Origin of the sequence: Burkholderia sp. 9779_493, from assembly GCF_015712215.1 — a bacterium.
Taxonomy (GTDB): domain Bacteria; phylum Pseudomonadota; class Gammaproteobacteria; order Burkholderiales; family Burkholderiaceae; genus Burkholderia; species Burkholderia cenocepacia.
In genome coordinates this window covers 1-2,495 of sequence record NZ_JACCQA010000087.1, presented here as the reverse complement: position 1 = coordinate 2,495, position 2,495 = coordinate 1, and the positions used below count along the sequence as shown (strand labels likewise).

The 2,495-nt window shown below is 57.4% G+C and carries 1 protein-coding gene; it reads left to right on the top strand.

Going from position 1 to position 2,495, the window contains the following annotated elements; translation table 11 throughout:
• Positions 1-650 precede the first annotated feature (650 nt).
• Positions 651-2,369 (top strand): group II intron reverse transcriptase/maturase, encoded by a 1,719-nt coding sequence (gene ltrA / locus H0X95_RS35580; RefSeq protein WP_033955702.1) that lies wholly within the window; start codon positions 651-653, stop codon positions 2,367-2,369.
• Positions 2,370-2,495: the final 126 nt, after the last annotated feature.

The following is a 2,495-nucleotide window of genomic DNA, read 5'->3' as shown; positions in this document are numbered from 1 at the left end:
GGCGGCTACCAGCCGTCCGAGTTCATCAAACGCGTGCGACGTGAAGTCGCCTGAGTAATTGTTCCAACGGGGGCAACCCCGACGAGGAACCTGATGTTCCGTCATCAGTAGCCTACCGGCACATGCAGGACTGGTAACGGTCTTGTGTGAAGCTGCCGGGACAATGTAGCTGGGCCTTCGGGCCGCGCCGCTGCCGTGAGGCAAGGCGTTACCTGCGAGCATCAATGCGGGTACGGCGCTAGGCTGGGTGGTATGACCAACGCAAGTGAACTGCTGTTAAACACCGTTATGAATGACAAGCCAAAGATGCTGACAGGCTTGAACCAAAAGGTATGCGGTCGGTTGCTCTTTATCCGTTTTGGGGGCACACGGACATCATGACCGCCGGTGGAAAGGCAGGGTCTAACCCATCTCGTTACTCAAGCGAAACACGGTAAGCCCGTATCGCTGCCCTTCGGGGCAGGCAGACCGTAAGGAATGCTGTTGGTGGTGCGGGTAAAGGAATGTGGAGAAAGCGAATGCCGTCCTGTAATGGGACGGATAGGGGTTGAGCCGTAAGGCGACATCATCCCACGCGAAAGCGGGCAGACTTCCACTTGGTCTTTCTCTACGAGAAAACTTGTCCAACCTTCTACAAGAGGGAATTGCAGATGACTACGCAAGAAATTGCTTGCGCGGGTGCGCCCTCACACGAATCGGTCACATGGCACAGCATCGACTGGGCTGCGTGTCACCGTGAAGTGCGAAGGCTCCAGGCGCGTATCGTAAAGGCGACTCGGGAAGGAAAACACGGCAAGGTGAAAGCCCTGCAGTGGATTCTGACCCACTCGTTCAGCGGCAAAGCATTGGCCGTCAGACGAGTCACCGAGAACCAAGGTAAGAAGACGCCGGGCGTGGATGGCATCACATGGTCCACCCCGGAAGCCAAGTCTCAAGCCATGTTGTCAATCAAGCGGCGCGGGTATCGTCCCCAACCGCTGAAGCGTGTCTATATTCCTAAAGCCAATGGGAAGATGCGGCCGCTGGGTATCCCGACCATGAGAGACAGGGCGATGCAGGCGCTATACCTGCTGGCTCTTGAACCCGTGGCCGAGACCACAGCGGACGGACGCTCGTTTGGGTTCCGACCGGAGAGGTCCACGGCGGACGCCATCGAACAGTGCTTCACGGCACTGTCCAAGAAGGTGGCACCGCAGTGGGTTCTCGAAGGCGACATCAAGGGCTGCTTCGACAACATCAGCCATGACTGGCTCATGGGTCATGTACCGACGGATCGCGAGATTCTGAGGAAGTGGCTCAAGGCCGGATACATGGAAGATCGGCAACTTTTTCCAACAGAAGCTGGTACCCCGCAAGGGGGCATCATCTCGCCAACTCTGGCGAATCTCGTCCTCGACGGGCTGGAAGCCAAACTGGATGCTGCGTTCGGAAGAAAGCGGTACGCCAACGGTGTACAGACCCGTTTGATGGTCAACTATGTGCGGTATGCGGACGACTTCATCGTGACAGGACGCTCGAAAGAGCTACTGGAACAGGAGGTCATGCCGATCATCGAGGACTTCATGCGGGAACGGGGGCTCACGCTCTCACCCGAGAAGACCAAGATCACGCACATCGACGAGGGCTTCGATTTCCTCGGGCAAAACGTGCGCAAGTACAACGGCAAGCTGTTGATCAAGCCGTCGAAAGCGAACGTGGCGACCTTTTTGGAGAAAGTGCGCTCGGCGGTCAAAGGCAATAAGGCGCTGGATCAGCCTCGGCTGATTCGGATGCTCAACCCAATGATCCAAGGCTGGGCGAATTATCACCAGCACGTCGTGTCCAAAGCGACGTTCGCGCGTGTCGATCATGAGATTTGGCGTGTGTTGTGGCAGTGGGCCGTTCGTCGGCATCCGCAGAAAAGCAGCGTCTGGATCAAGCAGCGCTACTTCCACTCCGTAGGCACCCGTAACTGGGTGTTTGCGGCGGCGACGGGTGAAAGGTTCCCTGATGGGAACCCCATCCTGTCGTCACTGCGGAAGGCAACGGATACGCCCATTCGGCGACACCGGCCAATCAAGTTGGAAGCCAATCCATTCGACCCGACGTGGGAGACGTACTTTGAGGAGCGTGTAAGCCTCAAGATGCAGAACTCACTGCGGGGCAGGAAGAAGCTCATCAACCTCTGGTTGGCACAGGATCGTCGTTGTCCGATCTGCCAAGAGTTGATCACGCAGGAGACGGGGTGGCATGTCCACCACATCATTCGGCGGGTCGATGGCGGAAAGGATGGGAACACCAATCTCATCATGGTGCATCCAAACTGTCATAACCAGATTCACGTCAATGGTCTCAAGGTGGTGAAGCCGGTCCGCGAAAGCGGGCTTTGAAAGGCTTGAGCCGTATGAGGGGAAACTCTCACGTACGGTTCTTAGGGGGGGATGGGCCAGCAATGGCCTGTCCCTACCCGACTACCTGCCGCAAGGCACGTTCGACCTGCTCATCGCCGACGAGGC